Source organism: Methylobacterium sp. AC315, from assembly GCF_979253755.1.
In genome coordinates, this window is the sequence record NZ_CEEDEA010000013.1 from 125734 (window position 1) to 140728 (window position 14995).

19 protein-coding genes and 1 tRNA gene are annotated in these 14995 nt (G+C 63.6%); 14 read left to right on the forward strand and 6 right to left on the reverse strand.

Annotated elements, in window-relative coordinates; translation table 11 throughout:
• The first annotated feature begins 4 nt into the window (after positions 1 to 4).
• From AC0IY0_RS20415 to AC0IY0_RS20445, 7 genes are all read left to right on the forward strand, one after another.
• Complete coding sequence (locus AC0IY0_RS20415) at positions 5 to 688, forward strand: hypothetical protein (protein ID WP_471765241.1); 684 nt, start codon at positions 5 to 7, stop codon at positions 686 to 688.
• Entirely contained in the window at positions 675 to 941 is a 267-nt protein-coding gene (locus tag AC0IY0_RS20420; RefSeq protein WP_471765243.1) for a hypothetical protein, read from the forward strand. Before AC0IY0_RS20415 ends, AC0IY0_RS20420 begins: the two co-directional genes overlap by 14 nt.
• A gap of 242 nt (positions 942 to 1183) precedes the next feature.
• On the forward strand, positions 1184 to 1480 hold the full coding sequence (locus AC0IY0_RS20425; RefSeq protein WP_471765244.1) for a hypothetical protein: 297 nt from the start codon (positions 1184 to 1186) through the stop codon (positions 1478 to 1480).
• 244 nt (positions 1481 to 1724) lie between these two features.
• Positions 1725 to 2204, forward strand: a complete 480-nt coding sequence (locus AC0IY0_RS20430; protein WP_471765246.1) for a hypothetical protein — start codon at positions 1725 to 1727, stop codon at positions 2202 to 2204.
• A complete protein-coding gene (locus tag AC0IY0_RS20435) occupies positions 2201 to 2323 on the forward strand; it encodes a hypothetical protein (protein WP_471765247.1) in 123 nt (40 codons plus the stop codon). Before AC0IY0_RS20430 ends, AC0IY0_RS20435 begins: the two co-directional genes overlap by 4 nt.
• 1 nt (position 2324) lies before the next feature.
• Positions 2325 to 3443 (forward strand): phage baseplate assembly protein, encoded by a 1119-nt coding sequence (locus AC0IY0_RS20440; protein WP_471765249.1) that lies wholly within the window; start codon positions 2325 to 2327, stop codon positions 3441 to 3443.
• Between the two features lie 30 nt (positions 3444 to 3473).
• A complete protein-coding gene (locus tag AC0IY0_RS20445; protein WP_471765250.1) occupies positions 3474 to 5996 on the forward strand; it encodes a phage tail tip lysozyme in 2523 nt (840 codons plus the stop codon).
• A 50-nt stretch (positions 5997 to 6046) separates the two neighbouring features.
• Here the strand turns inward: AC0IY0_RS20445 and AC0IY0_RS20450 are convergent, their stop codons facing one another.
• From AC0IY0_RS20450 to AC0IY0_RS20460, 3 genes are all read right to left on the reverse strand, one after another.
• Positions 6047 to 6865: a hypothetical protein gene (locus tag AC0IY0_RS20450; protein WP_471765251.1), complete on the reverse strand. Its 819-nt coding sequence runs from the start codon at positions 6863 to 6865 to the stop codon at positions 6047 to 6049.
• 363 nt (positions 6866 to 7228) lie between these two features.
• Positions 7229 to 7888, reverse strand: a complete 660-nt coding sequence (locus AC0IY0_RS20455) for a hypothetical protein (protein ID WP_471765252.1) — start codon at positions 7886 to 7888, stop codon at positions 7229 to 7231.
• A gap of 85 nt (positions 7889 to 7973) precedes the next feature.
• Positions 7974 to 8126, reverse strand: coding sequence for a hypothetical protein (locus tag AC0IY0_RS20460; protein ID WP_471765254.1), 153 nt, complete (start codon positions 8124 to 8126; stop codon positions 7974 to 7976).
• A 193-nt stretch (positions 8127 to 8319) separates the two neighbouring features.
• Between AC0IY0_RS20460 and AC0IY0_RS20465 the strand changes: the two genes are divergently transcribed.
• Positions 8320 to 8646 carry a hypothetical protein gene (locus tag AC0IY0_RS20465; protein ID WP_471765256.1) on the forward strand — a complete coding sequence of 109 codons (327 nt, stop codon included), beginning with the start codon at positions 8320 to 8322 and terminating at the stop codon, positions 8644 to 8646.
• Positions 8647 to 8809: 163 nt separating this feature from the next.
• Here the strand turns inward: AC0IY0_RS20465 and AC0IY0_RS20470 are convergent, their stop codons facing one another.
• Positions 8810 to 8935: a hypothetical protein gene (locus AC0IY0_RS20470; protein ID WP_471765257.1), complete on the reverse strand. Its 126-nt coding sequence runs from the start codon at positions 8933 to 8935 to the stop codon at positions 8810 to 8812.
• A 164-nt stretch (positions 8936 to 9099) separates the two neighbouring features.
• On the opposite strand from AC0IY0_RS20470, the gene AC0IY0_RS20475 reads away from it, so the two are divergent.
• From AC0IY0_RS20475 to AC0IY0_RS20490, 4 genes are all read left to right on the forward strand, one after another.
• Positions 9100 to 9471, forward strand: a complete 372-nt coding sequence (locus AC0IY0_RS20475) for a hypothetical protein (protein ID WP_471765258.1) — start codon at positions 9100 to 9102, stop codon at positions 9469 to 9471.
• A complete protein-coding gene (locus AC0IY0_RS20480) occupies positions 9468 to 9707 on the forward strand; it encodes a hypothetical protein (RefSeq protein ID WP_471765259.1) in 240 nt (79 codons plus the stop codon). The genes AC0IY0_RS20475 and AC0IY0_RS20480 overlap by 4 nt, the downstream gene beginning before the upstream one ends.
• Complete coding sequence (locus tag AC0IY0_RS20485; protein WP_471765260.1) at positions 9704 to 9925, forward strand: hypothetical protein; 222 nt, start codon at positions 9704 to 9706, stop codon at positions 9923 to 9925. The genes AC0IY0_RS20480 and AC0IY0_RS20485 overlap by 4 nt, the downstream gene beginning before the upstream one ends.
• Positions 9926 to 9990: 65 nt before the next feature.
• Entirely contained in the window at positions 9991 to 10317 is a 327-nt protein-coding gene (locus tag AC0IY0_RS20490; RefSeq protein ID WP_471765262.1) for a hypothetical protein, read from the forward strand.
• 694 nt (positions 10318 to 11011) lie between these two features.
• Here AC0IY0_RS20490 and AC0IY0_RS20495 read toward each other — a convergent pair.
• Together AC0IY0_RS20495 and AC0IY0_RS20500 are read right to left on the reverse strand one after the other, a co-directional pair.
• Positions 11012 to 11152, reverse strand: a complete 141-nt coding sequence (locus AC0IY0_RS20495; protein WP_471765263.1) for a hypothetical protein — start codon at positions 11150 to 11152, stop codon at positions 11012 to 11014.
• 227 nt (positions 11153 to 11379) lie between these two features.
• Positions 11380 to 11456 (reverse strand) — tRNA-His (locus AC0IY0_RS20500).
• Between the two features lie 149 nt (positions 11457 to 11605).
• On the opposite strand from AC0IY0_RS20500, the gene AC0IY0_RS20505 reads away from it, so the two are divergent.
• Together AC0IY0_RS20505 and AC0IY0_RS20510 are read left to right on the forward strand one after the other, a co-directional pair.
• Complete coding sequence (locus AC0IY0_RS20505) at positions 11606 to 13540, forward strand: chloride channel protein (protein WP_471765265.1); 1935 nt, start codon at positions 11606 to 11608, stop codon at positions 13538 to 13540.
• Positions 13541 to 13641: 101 nt separating this feature from the next.
• Positions 13642 to 14733 carry a tartrate dehydrogenase gene (locus AC0IY0_RS20510; RefSeq protein WP_471765266.1) on the forward strand — a complete coding sequence of 364 codons (1092 nt, stop codon included), beginning with the start codon at positions 13642 to 13644 and terminating at the stop codon, positions 14731 to 14733.
• Positions 14734 to 14995: the final 262 nt, after the last annotated feature.

A 14995-nucleotide genomic window follows, 5' to 3' on the forward strand; every position in this document is an offset into this window, starting at 1 on the left:
GAGGATGGCCGGCATGAACGCGCTTCCGACAGTCAACGTCCGACACGATCGTCACGACCGCGCCCTCGCTCCGGTGGTCGGCCTCAAGCCCAGCAAGATCGTGTTGTACCCGACGCCGCCCGCGCCGCGGACCGCCGCTCAGATCAGTGTCGAGCGCGATGCCGCCCAGGCCGAGCGCGAAGCTTGGGAAGCCAGCCGCTCCGACGTGCTGTTGAGCGGCAGCGCTGACGACGTCGCCGCCCTCGACCACCGCATCGCCCTCACCAAGATCCAGCTCGACCAGCTGGATGTTCAGCACGCCGCCGCAGTGATCGCCGAGGCGCAGGCCCAGGCCGCGCACGACACCGAGCAGAAGCGTCGTAAGGATCTTCACCGCAAGGCCATGAAGGCCAGCGCCGAGGTCGAGAAGCTGGCCGCCGAGTACGTCGACGAGGCGCAGCGGTTGGTGCCGCTGCTCGCCAAGATCCGCGAGCGGGCCGCGCTGATCGAGGCCGCCAACTACGCCCTGCCGGATGGCGCCGAACCAGTCCCGCCAGGCGAGCCCCGGTGCAGTTGGAACGGCAGATCAGACCAGCCGCACAGCTCGATTGCCAGCCGCGTGAAGCTGCCCGCCCTCGGGACTGACGCCGGCTACATCTGGGGCGAGGTCGCCCCGATCCATGGGAGGATCGTCCATGAACCGCACTGAGATCGAGGAAGGCGCTGCCTGGGCGCGCCGTGTGTTCCGCAAGCCCGAGCCGGCTGCCGCCGAGCGCAAGCTGAGTTCGGCGGAACGCGTGGCCGCCTGGCTGGCGCAGAACCGCGAGGCCGAGGCCAAGAGCACTCAGACCCGCTCGGCGGTCGAGCAGACCCGGCGTGATCTGAACACGCCCGGCTCGGCCTTCACGGTAGGCGCCGAGCGCTATGCCGCTGACGGCTCCCGCTGGCAGCGCGTCGCCTGAACGAGATTGCGTGGGTCCGGCCCGCAAGGGCCTCCTGCCCACGCCATTGAGGGCCATGCAGTCAGCCCAACACCGGAAAGCCAGCCTGTCCCTTGCCTGATCCATGGCCATGGAACCGAGGGATACGAAGGCCGGCACGACTGCACCCCTGACCAAGCAGGGATCCCGGGAGATCGCGGCGGTGGGGTCACCCCGCTGCGGTCTCCTCCCCAGCCCGAGCATCACAGGGAACGGACAGCATCATGTCGAGCAACAGCCGCATGTCTCATCCTGGTCGCACCTCTGCCGAGCGCCGTGCCCTCGATCGGGTCGGCTGTGGTGAGCTGCCCGGCTGCTCGCCGAAGACCCTCAAGTCTCTGCTCGATGATGGCCTGCTGATTGAGGAGGGCGGTGAGGTTCGGCGGGATGCCCTCGGCTCCTACCGCGTCCCGTCCTACGCCATGCCGATCCCGGTGCACTTCCAGTGGTGCAGTGCTGTCGCCTTCTCGGACGAGGAGATGGCGGCGTTCGAGGCCGAGATGGATGTCGATGCCCAGTAGGGGGGACCCTTTGGGTTCTCCGGCGGGATGGTGACCGACCATAAATAGGACTCGGGTCCTCTTTTGCCCTCCCCTAGGACACGGGTCCGCGCGAGTTCGGCTTGTCCGCAGGTATCAACTTTTACAGCGCGTTTCGCTTCGCAGTCTCAAATCCAATTTGACATCATAGCTTCGAGGAAACCGGCCGTTGAAAGCGAAATCTCCTGCCACTGATGCTGCCGCCGACGCGGCCCTGATGGTGCCGGTGTCGACAATCGCACGCGCGCTGGATCTGACGGCACGCCGCGTTCAGCAGCTCGTGGCGGAGGACGTACTGCCGAAGGAGGAGCGCGGACGCTATCCGCTGATCCCGGTGGTTCGAGCCTACATCGCCCACCTCAAGGCCACGCCCGAGATCCCGGTCGGCAACCTCGACCCAGCCCAGGAGCGGGCTCGGAAGGATCGAGCGCTTGCGATCTCGGCCGAGATCAAGAACGACATCGCGACCGGCAGGGTGGTGCTGATCGACGACGCCATCGCAATCATGACCGGTGGCCTGTCGAGGGTGCGCAACAAGATCCTGGGCCTGGCCTCACGGGTCGCCCCGCGCCTGGTGATGCAGCGGGAGGCCGAGCCGATCCGAGCGCTGCTCTACGACGAGTTGGTGGCCATCCTGGAGGAGCTGTCGGTCGAGCATGACGTCCAGCGCTTGGCCGGCGAGAGCGCCGCCTCGGAGGCCGCATGACCGATCAGCCGAACTCCCAACCCGTCGCCTCGAACGACCCGCCGCGCATCGGTGAGATCCGGGAGCTGTTCGGGATCAAGCTCCGGTGGAATGGCTCTCAGTGGCAGAAGGTGACCTGACATGCCCAAGCCGCAGGAAGTCGCCTCCATCAAGGTGAAGGGCAAGAACTACCTGAACTGGCAGACCGTGTCGGTCACCCGGTCCGGGGTCGAGCTGTTCCCGCGGTTCACCTTCACCGCGGCCGCCCCGGCTGAGAGCGCCCCGGACTTCGCCGCGATGAAGCTCGGGATCGGCGATCCTTGCGAGGTGATCCTCGGCGGGCGTCAGGCCGTCTCTGAGGGACGCATTACGGGTCGGCAGCCGGCCTACGATGCCAAGGAGCATGGCCTGCAGATCACGGGCACCACCCGCTCCCAGGTGATCGCCCGCGCGACGGTCGATCATGAGAAGCAGAGTGAGTTCAAAGGCTACTCGCTGAGCCAGATCGCCGGCGCGGTGCTCAAGCCCTACGGCATCAAGTTCAGCTTGAAGGGCGACACGGGCGGAGCTGACAAGCCGTTCCCGAAGGTCAACGTCCAGGCCGGCGAAAGCGTGTTCGCCTTCATTGAGCGGCTGTGCAGGTTTCGGAACATCTACCTGCTGCCTGGGCAGGGCGCGGACATCGTCGGCTACCGGCTGAAGGCCAAGTCGGGCGCCATTGCCGAGTTGGAAGAAGGCCGAAATATTTTAGCGGCCAATGCCGTGTTCGATTATGCGGACGCCTTCTCCGAGATCCAGTCCATCGGCCAGCAGCCCGGCAACGACCAGACCTTCGGCGATGCGTCGCGAGACGTGACCGCGACCGTGAAGAACTCGGCGGTCACGGAGCACGCGCCGTTCCACTTCATCGCCGAGCAGCCGGGCGATCAGGCCGACATGCGGATGCGAGCCCAGCACGAGAACGGGTTCAACCTCGCCAACCAGATCAGCGTCAACATCAAGGTCCAGGGCTGGTTCAAGGACCAGAACACCCTCTGGCTCGAACACATCGGCGATGTCGTCTCGGTCTTCTCGCCGATGCTGTTCACCAAGGACCGCATGCAGCTGGCGATCCAGGCCGTGATCGCGAGCCAGGGCCCGCAGGGCACCACCACCGACATCAGCCTCGTCCTGCCGGAAGCCTTCAACGGCGGTGGCCAGACTCAATCCAGCGCTGGCCAGGGTGGCTCCGGCGGCACCCCAGCCGGCCTTTACACCTGAGCGCCGCCACAGACTCGATAGGAGGCCGACATGGCCGATGAAGCACTCAGGATGCGCGCGGAAGTCGTTGATGCGTTCAGCGGTCCGTTAAAGTCCCTCCGGGCCCAGTTGCTCGATGTCTCCCGGCAGGGCGCCAGCCACGGCGAGACCTTGGCGAAGGGCATGGGCAAGGCCGAGGCCGCGATCCAGTCCACGGCGCGCTCGGCGACCACGATCTTGAACCCCGCGCTCGCGACGGTCGGCATCACGGGCCTGACGGCGGGTGCGGCGGTGGCCGGCGTGGCGATGTCGTTGAGCAAGCTTTCCAGCAATCTTTCGAGCCTCGGTGCACTCAGCCGCGAGACGGGCGTGGCAGCCGGCACGCTTCAGACCTTCGGTGCCGTCGCTCGCAAGTTCGGGCTGGAGCAGGATGCGGTCGCCGCCGGCACCAAGACCTTCGCCGGCAACATGCGCGAGTTCTCCCGCGGGATCGGCGAAACCTATTCGTGGCTGACCAGGCAGGGCACGGACGCCGCTGGCCGGCAGGCCTTTCAGGACTTCGCCAAGGACATCCGCGGCACCACCGACGAGGGCGAGAAGCTCCGCAAGAGCCTCACCTTCATGGAGACGATCAAGAACCCGATCGAGCGAGGCATTTTCGCCCAGCACGTGTTCGGCAACGCCGACTTCGGGCGCATCGCCGACGGGCATCTCGGCAAGCTGGCCGACGTGTGGAACGCTCAGAAGCAGCGCCTCGGCCCACTGGATCCGAAGGCTATCCTCCAGGCCGAGGCGTTCGAGCAGAGCATCGCCGACCTGCGGACCTCGATGCAGACCATCGGCACGACGATCGCCCGGCAGGTGCTGCCGTATGCGTCCGAGTTCACGCAGTGGGTAGACGGCATCGCCAAGGATCAGCGCGGCGACTTCGTGAAGGGTCTCCGTACCGGCCTAGAGGACATCAGCCGTGAGCTGAACGCCATTGATTGGAAGGGTGCCGGCGCGTCCGCGAAGGAGATGCTGGTCTCGACAACCGCGTTGGTCCGGCCGCTCGCCGAGAGCGTGAAGGAGATCGCGGCGGCGATCCAAAGCTTCAACAACGGCAAGGTGATTGAAGGCCTGCGCCATCTCGATGGCGGCCACGGCCCGCTTGCTCGCCGCCTCGCCCCGCTGCCCGGGGACGAAAAGTTCGTGAACGAGGAAGCTGTCGGCAGCTTCCGTGGCAAGATCGGCACGGCCAAGGAGCAGGCCCTCCTGCAGTCGGACCTCCTCAAGGAATTGGACGAGCGCGGCGACAAGGACGGAGCCAAGCGCCTACGCGAGGCGATGGACGCCAACTCCCGGCACCTGAAGTCGCTGGAGGATGCGCTCCAGAAGCTGCTGGACCAGGGCGCTACGGCTCAGAAAAGCTCCGCTGACGGCGACGGGCCCTTTGCCGGTGCTCGGATCCAGTCCGCGGCCTACTCGGGCGGTGGCGGCTTCCGGCGGCCCTCTGGCCTTGGTGGTGGTGCGAGCCTGCCCGGCGGTGGCTCGGGGCCAGGCTACCGCGGCGAGGCCGGTCCGGCGGGGTCCGGAGCGGGGCGGTTCAACGGCCTGGGCGGTAGTACGCCGCGCATCCCGAGCATCGGCGGTGGCGGTTCTACTGAACCCTCAGGCAACTACACCGGGAACGATGGGCGTCGCGCCGCGGGTGGGCGGACGACCGATGCGGGGCGTGCTCGCATAGCTTCCTGGATGGACTACCTGCAGCGCCCGATCGCAGACGGCGGCCTCGGCATGCCGAAAGGTAAGGCGCAGGCGACCATCGCCATGATGCAGGGCGAGTCTGGATTGAACCTCGACCCAGGTATTATCGGCGATAGCGGGCACGCCCACGGCACGGCCCAGTGGAGCGACCAGCGGGGCAACCAGCGCTTTCCCCTGCTGAGAAGGTATGCCGACTCGCAGGGAAAACCTTGGCAGGACGTGGGCGTTCAGCAGCAGTATCACCGCATGGAAATGCTCGGTCTGCCGGGCGCACTCAGCCATCGCAAAGCCTACGATGCGATGATGAATGCGCCCTCGGATGAAGAGACATTGCGGCAGGGTATTCAAAAATACGAGAACCCGCAGAAGCACGCGCTTGCCTACCAGCTTCGCAAGCCGTTCCTGGACCGGCTGCGTCGCGATCAGGCCGGCGCGACAGCGTCACGGATGCCGAGCCTCGCCGGAGACAGCGACTTCCTGCCGAACGGTGCCCCGCGCGTCCTGAAGCCCAACAGCATGAAGGATGCGCCCGGCCTGACCATGGATGACGCGAACCGACTTCGTGCCGGCCGTGCCGATGGCGAGGGCTGGGCGGCCCGGGAGAAGGCTCGGAAAGCCTTCGAGGCGATGCAGCAGGGAGAAGGGCGCCTCGACGCGTCAGCCGGGCGGGCCGGTGTCGTGGCTGGGCCCAAGGTCGAGAACAACGGCAGCGTGGTGGTCAACGTGCAGAAGGCGGGACCGGACGCGAAGGTCACGACCTCAGCTAGTGGCCGACTTTTCCGCGACGTGGTTCAGAACCATGGGCGGCAGATGACGAGAGCGGAGTGAGGCTTAATCGCTCCGTTGCCATTCGGCAGAAACAACAATTATAAATTCTATCACAATTCTTTATATATTTTTCCAGTCAAGATAGATATCGCACAAGGCTTAAACTCGATATCGAATTCTTTCGCTCCAAAATCTTTCAGTTTTTCTAATGCAATGTGAACCCTTTGAGATTTTCTGGGAACATCCGGATGCCAGCGATAGCGATTTCTGCCATAAAGCTGAACGAGGACGCCGGTTTTATCGCTCCTAATATTAAGCAATTTCCAAGAAATATTGCATGATCCAATAGCATTCATCCAATCTTTCTTTTGATATGCACTTTGTTGGATATCAACATCTAGAGGCTTGGTTTGTGTGCTTGTGTGTTTGATGCGAACTCCGGCTCTCTCACTCGGTACGCCGAGATTGGCCGCGTTGTTGAACCGCCCTGACGTGCTAACATCAATACCCGTCGATTTGTACGTCTGTTCCTGCCCCAAGAAAGTCTTTATTTGCTCAAGTACTTGTTTCAAAACCCCCTTATCTTCGGCTAAAAGCTGATGAAGCTCGACTTTTTGTACATCTTCATTGCCGTCAAGATATTTTTTTAAATACTCCAGTGGACGGGTTGCTTTTCCGTCCTCAGATTGTCTCATGAGGTAGCCTTCAGAGGCTTTAACCAATCTAGTATACCTCTCCTTCTCTGATATGGCGCCGAGAAAACTTAAAGTCGCGTAATAGGAGTCGATTAAGGCGACTGCGCTTTTTATAGCAAGATACGAAACATCACCACTTTCTGCGGCCCCTTCAGTCGCTTGGTTTGATCTGGTCTCCGCCACGGCATTTTGTCCTTTTGCAATAAAATACTCAACGGCTAAAGCACGAGCCATCTGTGTTCATCAAGTGCGAAAAATTAAACACTATGACCAACAAACTCATAGTTCGCCCAACTCGGAAAACTTGTAAACAGGCCAATCACAAAAAAGAGATTGTTAGGCAGTGCCGCTATTCAGTTGCGCACCTAGAGATCATGCGCGAAGCGGAAAAGTCGGGGCCCGCTGCGAGCTAGCGCGAACTGCAAGACGGACACCCTGAGCACGTCGGGCGCCAACTGGTCGAACGCCTACAAGCTGCCCCTGACGCCGATGTGTGGCGACGACAACAACCAAGCCATCAGCCTCTTCAAGGTGCTGTGCCCGTCCTACGAGGGGAAGGTCGAGGAGTACAAGCTCGTCCCTTTTCGAATAACCCTACTATTCGCCGCGGTTAAATATCCCCTTAAAGTCATACCCAAATTTGATCGGTCCAGGATCGGACTTGTTGTTGTAAAAAGCATCTAACCGCGCGGAAAGTTCTTTGCCCTCGGATACCAGCTCGGCGTGAAATACGGCCAGTCCATCGAGCAGTTCGCTCAACAAATCGCGGCCGGTGATGTCGTTGTAAGCAAGTTCATGGCGACATTTCGCGTAGAAGAAACTTACGTCTCTGGCTATGCTGGGGCCCAATAATCCCAGATCTGAAATGTATGCATCAAATATCGGATAGTCTTTGTGGGCTACTTTTATCGTCTGCTTGATGAGCGGTAGTCCCTGGGCTTTCTGGTCAAGATTTTTGGCCAGCATCGACTTGAAGCTATCTGCGATGCCTCCAAACCGTTGGGTCAGGCTGTCAACTTCCCCATGCAACGCAGCTGCAACCTTCCGCCCGCGCTGCAACTCCTCCTCCTCTTTTGCCGCCCTGGCTAGCTTATCCGTATGCTCGCGCGCCTGTGCCTCGATAACAGCGCGGTGATCCTGCGCAGCGATGAGGTTCTTAAAGCCGCGGTTCGTCTGGTAAGCGATGGCCCCGAGACCGACCACCGTCCCGACCAAGGTCGCGATCGGTTGCGTTAGGAATGGGATGTCCAGCATCATAGTACGATAGCCATCGACGCACGGGTGTCGAGGCGTCTACGACCGCTTCGCCTTCAGCGCCTCTTCCACAAGGCGGCGGATGGGGTCAGCGCAGGCGCCACACCCTCGGGTTCGCGGCGACCATAGCCAAGACGTAGAAGGCCACGCCGAGCGGCGTGCCGTAGGCGATGACGAGAATGCCAATCCCGATCCAGGCCGCCAGCAGAGCGGCCATGATGGCAAGAAGGTAAGGGTTCACGAGCGGCTCCGTCAGGATCGTTTCGCCTTCAGCGTCTCTCCCACGAAGCGACGAATGGATGGTGGGCCCGGGAGGACTCGAACCTGCAACCAGACCGTTATGAGCGGTCGGCTCTAATCATGTGGTTTCATCCTCGGCGCCATGGTAGGCATATAAATTGACAGGAATTCTATTATTGGTGGGGAGACATTAAATGCCTTGGAAGCCTGTGTCCAAAGTTTTTAAAGGCGGGACCGAGGAAGTAAATGCCTTAAAAAACAAAAATGTCAGGCTTCTCAGAGATATTCATGAGGACGTAAATCAGTCAGCAAATGATAACAGGGCTATCTTCAAAGATTTTAAGGCTGGCATAATTGGTATTATTGGCGGCGCGCCGACTACAAAAAACCATCTAGTCTCGATCGTGTTTTTGAATGATTTTTCAATACCTAAATCGATAAATGACGTTTATCGAAAACCTTTTCATGCTATATGGATAACCTGGGATCAGTTTAAAAATAGTTTTGAAATTGATATCTAAAACAGATTTTTAGAAATAATTTTGCTAAGTAACCTACAAGACGATGAATACTTCTTCGCACATCATGACCTTGAGAAATCAAGCAGTTCAAAAATGTCAGAGGTAACTGCTGCCGGCGGCCTAGCGTCCGCAGCGATCTTGTTGATCCGATCGCTACCCTCTGTCACTTCAGATAGCCCTTCGCCTTCAGGTGCTCGGTGAGGAGCTGGCGGACTGCTTCGGCCCGCGGCGGCTTGTCTGGCTGCTGATCGGACCAGGCGTCTACGGCGTCGAGTAGCGGCCGTTGCATGCGCGACCGAACTTCCTCGCTGTCAACCGTGGGTCGCCCCATCTTCGACTTTTTGCGCGCATCATCTGTTGACATGGCAACTTTATACGCGCAAGAAGGGCGGGCCGCAACGGTGCTTCCAACACCGCGGCGACCCTAACCACCACGATCGAGCGAGGATCGAAATGGCTATCCACGCCCATAGCACACGCACGCCCTTATTACCCCAGTCCGGCAGCCCTCAGCCTTTATTAGGCCAGAGGTCCGGTAGGCAGCTGGGCCCCGTCTCCCGGGCCATTCGAGCGTGCCGCGAGACCGACCTCGCCGACCAGGCCATCGCCGAGATCCAGATTGGTCTCGACAGCTTCTTCGCCGATGCCGACCGCCAGCGCGTCCGTGAGCTGCGCCGCCGGATCGCCGAGCGGATCGAGGCGGACCTGGCCTTATTAGATGCGCTCGATCGCGACGCTGACCGCGAGCCGGAGGAGCCCGAAGCCTCGATCACCGAGTGGACCGGCTACGGCGCCCACCGCTTCAATGTCGGGAGGGCGGCATGAGCAAGCGTGAGCACCGCCGAGACAACCTGGCTGACCTCATCCACAGCATGGAGGCGGACGTCTGCGATCTGGTCCGCTGGGCCAGCCTCGTGCACGCCCTCGGATCCTCCGATTTCCTCAGCCTTGAGTGTCTAATGACGATCGGCGACGCGATGGAGGAGGTGGCTAAGCGGGTCAAAGCCGATTGGAGCGCGGCCTTCGAGCTGTCCCGCCCGCTGCGGGAGGGCGCACGATGACTATCACCCGCGTCGACTGGGGCCAGATCCTCGCCCTGGAGGATGACATCATGCACCTGGATCGTCTGGCCAACGTGCTGACGACCCTCGGCACGCACGACGACGTCGTGCACCGCGAGTGCATCTACGTGATGGGCTGCATGCTCAGCCAGATCGGCAAGCGGCTGGAGGCGAAGTTCGAGGCCATCCGGCCGATCCGGGATGGGGGCGCTCTATGACCGCCTCTACCCGCCGTTCCGCTTTGGGCGCCATCCTCGCCGCCCCGCTCACAGGTGGGGCCGTCATGGCCCTGCCTTTCGGTTCGCCCCAACCTGGGGTGCCGTCCGATCTCGTGCAGGCCTGTGATTGGGCCATCCAGCACCGCGCATTGATCTGCAGTGCAGCGCTCACCGGGGACTGGGACGACGCCCGTGTTGGCCTCGAAACTGACCGTCACGAAGCGGTTGTCGTTCGGGTATCCACGGAGGCATCTCAAACCTTAGCCGATCTCGCAGCCAAAGCCCGGCTGCTGCTCGACGAGTGGGCCAGCGATGGCCTGTTGGAGAGCCCCTACGGCGACGACCGGCTCGCAGCCACCATCCTTCAGGAGGTGATCGAGCTATGCGCGTGATCTACGCCTTCCTCGCGGTCCGGATGCTCCGGCTCGCCCGCTTCGATCTCGCCCGATCTGACATGCTGTACCGGGACGGGGATGCAGCGTTCGCTCGATCCCGAGAGCGAGTGCGACGAGCCGAGGCTCTAGCCGCTCGGGCGGACCTGCCATCGCTGGCCTCAATGCAGAAAGGGGGTAGCAAATCGCGATCCCCCTGCATTCACGCCCGCCCACGCGATCCGGGGGGTATCACATAGCGGGCGTGAAGGCCGACGAACCGCCCCCCTCAAGGCGTGCCGACGTGGTCACCCTACGCTGATGCCTGAAGAACGGAAATGATTTCCGTTTTGCCGAGCGGCCGATGGCTAAGTTGAACTTAGGCCGCCAGGCCTCTCAGGATCACGCCGACCGCAACGAACGCCCCGGCTGAGTAGGCAACCGTGAAGGCTAGCTCGAACATGATCGGCGGCCGCTTTCTGCGAAGGCGCTGCTGGCTGGTGGTGTTCCGCCGTGGGGCAAATCCGACCGACAACCCAGGGCTGAACAGTTTGTTTCCGGCACGCCCTAGGATTTATCAGCATCCACGCCCGCCCCTCGCTGGGGGGCTTTGCTCGGGGCGAGCGTGGAGATCGGAGACCAATCCGACCTCAAGCTGGATGCAAAATACATGCGACGTCATTGGAAGCGGCGATCGCGCATTCAATCCGATCGGCTAACTGGGCAGGTAGACCAAGCCAAAGACGATCAGAACGAGGCCTGCCGTTTCCAGCACCGCCTGCAGCACGCGACGGTTCGGAGTGAAGCCAGTGAGCACACCGCCCAAGATAAGGCTGAGCAGGCTGAGGATGGCCACGGCAGGCGCCTCCGTGCCCGCGGCTCCGTCACGCGAGCATCCACTGCTGGCTCAATGCCGGCAGTGAACCGGTACTTTATACAGGTTGCCACCTCATGTCTGGCCTGAGCTGGCCCTCACGAACGCCGCTCGCGCATCCCGTACGGGCAAAAGAAAACCAGGGGTCGCTGTTACCCTCAGCGTTACCCCTGGTCCACTTTCGAGCTGTCTGAAACCAGCTAAGTCCTTGGTACCACCGCCCCGGCTCGAACGGGGGACCCCCAGATCCACAATCTGGTGCTCTAACCAACTGAGCTACGGCGGCACTGGCGGGCGGTGTATCGTGGGCCGCGGCAGTTTTCAAGACGATGTGTGCAGGCTCATGCGGTCTCGGTGGACGTAGGGCGGATTCGCCTCATAAGTGCAACGACGAAACCGCGCGTCGGCCAGGGCGGATCGGGGGGTAGGGCGAGCGTGAGCGCGCGAGAGCCAGCGTCGGGCGCGACCGGGAGCCGGGATCGGGGCCAGGCCGCCGAGACGGGGGCGGCGAACCGGGCGGCTGCCCGGCCGGGCCATAGCCCTCGCAGGCGCTGGACCCGCTCCCGGATCTTCCTGGCGCCCGGGCGGCTGCGCAGCCTGGTTCGGCGCAGCGAGGGCGGGCTCGTCCTGCTGGCGACCCTGGTCGGCTGCATCAGCGGGCTGGCGGTCTCGGCCATGACCTGGGTGACGCAGGCCCTGCGCGAGGCGCTCTACCACCTCCCGGCAGGGACCCGGCTCAGCGCCGCCGACGCGGTCGCACCGCCGCTCCTGCTCATCGGCCCGTGTCTCGGCGGCGTGCTGCTCGGGCTGCTGATCCTCGCAGCGAACTACCTGCGCGGGCCGCGCAAGCGCCCGGCCATCGACCCCATCGAGGCCAACGCCCTGCACGGCGGCCGGATGTCCCTGCGGGACAGCCTCTACCTTGCCCTGCAGAACGTGATCTCGAACGGCTCCGGGGCCTCCGTGGGGTTGGAGGCCGGCTACACGCAGCTCGCCTCCGGCCTCGCTTCGCGACTCGGTATCGCCTTCGAGGTACGCCGGGGCGACCTGCGGACCCTGGTCGGGTGCGGGGCGGCCGGGGCCATCGCGGCGGGGTTCGGGGCGCCGCTGGCCGGGGCGTTCTATGCCTTCGAGCTGATCATCGGCACCTACTCGATCGCCACCCTGGCGCCGGTGGTGGTCGCAGCGCTCTGCGGCAACCTCGTCTCCCGGGCGCTGATCCACACCCAGCCGCTCGTCGACCTCGGCGACATGCAGGCGGTCACGACCTCGCACATCACCAGCCTCGAGATCCTGCCGAGCCTCGCCCTCGGGCTGATCTGCGCGCTGTTCGGTATCCTGATCATGCGTGGCGTCACCCTGGTCGAGCGGCTGGTCCAGGCCTCCGGCCTGCCTCGGGCGGCCGGTCCCGCCTTCGGAGGGCTGTGTGTCGGAGCGCTGGCGCTGATCGCGACGCCGCAGGTGCTCTCGGGGGGGCACGGGGCGCTGCACATGCACTTCGCCGCCGAGGGGCAGGGGCACCGAGCCGCGTTTCTGGCCGGCTTGTTCGCCGCCAAGGCGACGGCCACCGCGATCTCGATCGGCTCCGGGTTCCGGGGCGGCCTGTTCTTCGCGTCGCTGTTCCTCGGAGCGATCGCCGGCAAGCTGTTCGCCGCCCTGGCCCCGGAGCTCCTGCCCGCGATGGCAGTCTTCGGCCTCACGCCGCTGGCCTACGCGGTGATCGGCATGAGCGCGCTCGCCGTGGCGATCATCGGCGGCCCGTTGACCATGACGTTCCTGGCGCTGGAGATCACCGGCAGCCTGCCGATCACCGGGTTGGTGCTGGCGGCGGTGATCGCTTCCTCGCTGACCGTCCGGAAGATCTTCGGCTACTCCTTCGCCACCTGGCGTTTCCACCTGCGCGGCGAGACCATCCGCAGTCCCCACGATGTCGGCTGGATCCGCTCGCTGACCGTGGGCCGGCTGATGCGCCGGGACGTCGCCACCGTGGCGGTGGACACGCCGCTGCCGACCTTCCTGCGCGCGCATCCGCTGGGCTCCCCCTCCCGGGTGGTCGCCGTGGATGCACAGGGCCGCTACGCCGGGATCGTGAACGTTCCAGAGGCTCATGCCGCCGCCCGCGACGCCGAGGCCGGCGCCCCGCCGGTCCTCGCCGACCTCTTGCATCACCCCGACCGGTTCCTGACGCCGGAGATGAACGCCAAGGATGCGGCCGCAACCTTCGACCGCAGCGAGAGCGAGGCGCTCGCGGTGCTCCAGAATGCCGCGAGCCGCCAGGTCCTGGGCCTGCTCACCGAGAGCCACACGCTCAAGCGCTACAGCGAAGAACTGGACCGTCAGCGCCGAGCCATGGCAGGCGAATCTGCGTGATTGTCAGGCCGGGGTGTTGACCGCATGCGCGCGTGCAACACCCTGGCATCGTGCAACCCGGGGCTGGTACGCGGCCCCCGACGCGAGACCCGTGAGGATCCATGGCCGGTCAAGACAGCAGCTCCCAGCGCCGCTACCGCATCGCGGTGATCCCGGGCGACGGCATCGGCAAGGAGGTGGTGCCCGAGGGCGTGCGCGTGCTTGAGCAGGCGGCCAAGCGGCACGGCTTCGCGCTTCAGTTCGACTGGTTCGATTTCGCGAGCTGCGATTATTACGAGCAGCACGGCCGGATGATGCCGGAGGACTGGAAGCCGCAGATCGAGAAACACGACGCGATCTACTTCGGTGCCGTCGGCATGCCGGAACGCGTGCCCGACCACATCTCCCTGTGGGGCTCGCTGATCCTGTTCCGGCGCGAGTTCGACCAATACGCCAACCTGCGCCCGGTGCGCCTCATGCCCGGGGTGAAGTGCCCGCTGGCCGACCGCAAGCCCGGCGATATCGACTTCTGGGTGGTTCGCGAGAACACCGAGGGCGAGTACTCGAATGCGGGTGGCCGCATGTTCGCCGGCACCGACCGCGAGTTCGCCCTGCAGGAGACGATCATGACCCGCCACGGGGTAGATCGGATCCTCAAGTTCGCCTTCGCGCTGGCCCAGAGCCGGCCGAAGAAGCACCTGACCTCGGCTACGAAGTCGAACGGCATCTCGATCACCATGCCGTACTGGGACGAGCGCGTGAAGGCGATGGCCAAGGGCTACCCGGACGTGCGGTGGGACCAGTACCACATCGACATCCTGACCGCGCATTTCGTGCTCAATCCGGATCGGTTCGACGTGGTTGTGGCGTCGAACCTGTTCGGCGACATCCTGTCGGATCTCGGACCCGCCTGCACCGGCACGATCGGCATCGCGCCGTCCGGCAACATCAATCCGGAGCGGATTCACCCGTCGGTGTTCGAGCCGGTCCACGGCTCCGCCCCCGATATCGCCGGCCAGGGCATCGCCAACCCGATCGGCCAGATCTGGTCGGGCGCGATGATGCTGGAGCATCTCGGCGAGCACGAGGCCGCGCGGGAGATCGTAAGCGGGATCGAGCGGGTGCTGTCCGAGCGGACGTTGCGCACGCGCGACCTGGGCGGCAATGCCGACACGCAGGCCTGCGGGAAGGCCGTGGCGGACGCGTTGGGGTAAATCCCCTTCTATCCTGAGGAGCCCTGCAGGATCGCGAGATCACTGAAGGGCTCCCCCGAGGGCTACACAGCCGTCAGGACAAGGTCTTTGGCTGGTTGGGCGCGCCGCTCGAAAAATCAGCGCGGGCGGCGGCGGACGCTCACCACGTTGCTCGCCTGCTCGACCTGGCCGGAGGACGCCGGCAGGGTCGCGAGCGCGGTTTTGACGATGGTTGCGGCGTCGAGGCCGGCCTCGGCGTACATCTTCTCCGGGCTGTCGTGGT